The sequence below is a fragment of the Kocuria sp. CCUG 69068 genome, from assembly GCF_020833785.1.
Classification (GTDB): Bacteria; Actinomycetota; Actinomycetes; order Actinomycetales; family Micrococcaceae; genus Kocuria; species Kocuria rosea.
On sequence record NZ_PDDL01000246.1, the window covers coordinates 1 to 1151 of the forward strand.

The window sequence follows — 1151 nt, forward strand, 5'->3', positions numbered from 1 at the left end:
GGCGCCGTCCCGGCCCGGCAGCGGCCCCGAGGAGCTCACCGGTCTCCGGGTCGACGCCCTCCGGGAGCACGGGGGCCCCGCCGTCGGGGTCGCCGCTCGACTCCGACGGGTCCCCGTCCGGGGCCGCCGGGGCGTCCGCGGCCCCGGTCGCCGCCGCGTCCTCGGTCTGTCCGGCGGGCCGCTCCCCCGTCTGCTCGGCGGGCGGCGAGGAGCTCACGGTGCGCTGGAAGCAGGCCGTGCCGAGGGCGAGGTCGTGCCCCAGGGACACCGCGTCCACGTCCACGGCCGTGTTGCGCCCGTGCTCGCCCTCCCAGAACCGGACCTTGAGCTTGCCGACCACCACCACGGGCTGGCCCTTCTTGATGCTGGCCAGCGCGTTGAGCCCCAGCGAGCGGAACGCCTGGACGGAGAACCAGTTGGTGTGCCCGTCCCGCCACGCACCGGCCTGCTGGTCGAACCAGCGCGGGGTGGAGGCGAGGCGGAAGGTCACCACCACGGTGCCGTCGGGCAGGCTGCGGGACTCGGGATCCGTGGCCACGTAGCCGCGGACGGTGATCTGCTCGGTCATCGGGAACTCCTCTGGACGGCGGCCGGTGCGGCCGGTGCTGGCCCCGGTGGCGGGGTGCACCCAGCGTCCTGCCGGAGCCGGTGCCGCCGCGGCGGGCGGGCCCTGGTTGTGGACGGCCGCGCTCCTCGGGTTCCGGGACCACGCGCTGTGCAGTGCGACCGCCGGGCGACCAGCGTGAGACCGGCTCACGGTCCGCGAGCGCCCGTCAGTCGATGTCGACGGCGTTCCAGGCGATGACGGCGAGGGGCTCCCGGTGCCGCTCCTGCTCGTGGGAACACGCCCAGCACCACGGGCCGTAGAGCGGTGGGGCGCCGCACTGGCAGAGTCGGATCCGGGCCATCGGACTCACCTCGATGTTCGTTGCAGTGGCCTGACAGGTGACGGCCTGCCGGACGACATCCTGCGCGGGTGTCCTCACCCCTACTACCGGCCCAGGGGCTCCTGTGGATGCACCGCGGACCGGTTTTCGGGGCCGGCACGGCGCCCGGACCGCCGGAGCGGGCGCCGCGCCTACCCCGTCCCCGCGCGTCGCCCCGCTGCGCGGAGCCGTCGCCCCGCCCCACGGAGCCGTCGATGCTCGCGG

General features: G+C 75.9%; 2 protein-coding genes. Both read right to left on the reverse strand.

Annotated features, from left to right (window positions below; all coding sequences use genetic code 11):
* Positions 1-568 (reverse strand): single-stranded DNA-binding protein (locus CRM73_RS19325; RefSeq protein ID WP_229588814.1); only part of this gene is annotated, 568 nt, incomplete at its 3' end.
* Between the two features lie 205 nt (positions 569-773).
* Positions 774-908: a hypothetical protein gene (locus CRM73_RS19790; protein ID WP_017834572.1), complete on the reverse strand. Its 135-nt coding sequence runs from the start codon at positions 906-908 to the stop codon at positions 774-776.
* Positions 909-1151 lie beyond the last annotated feature (243 nt).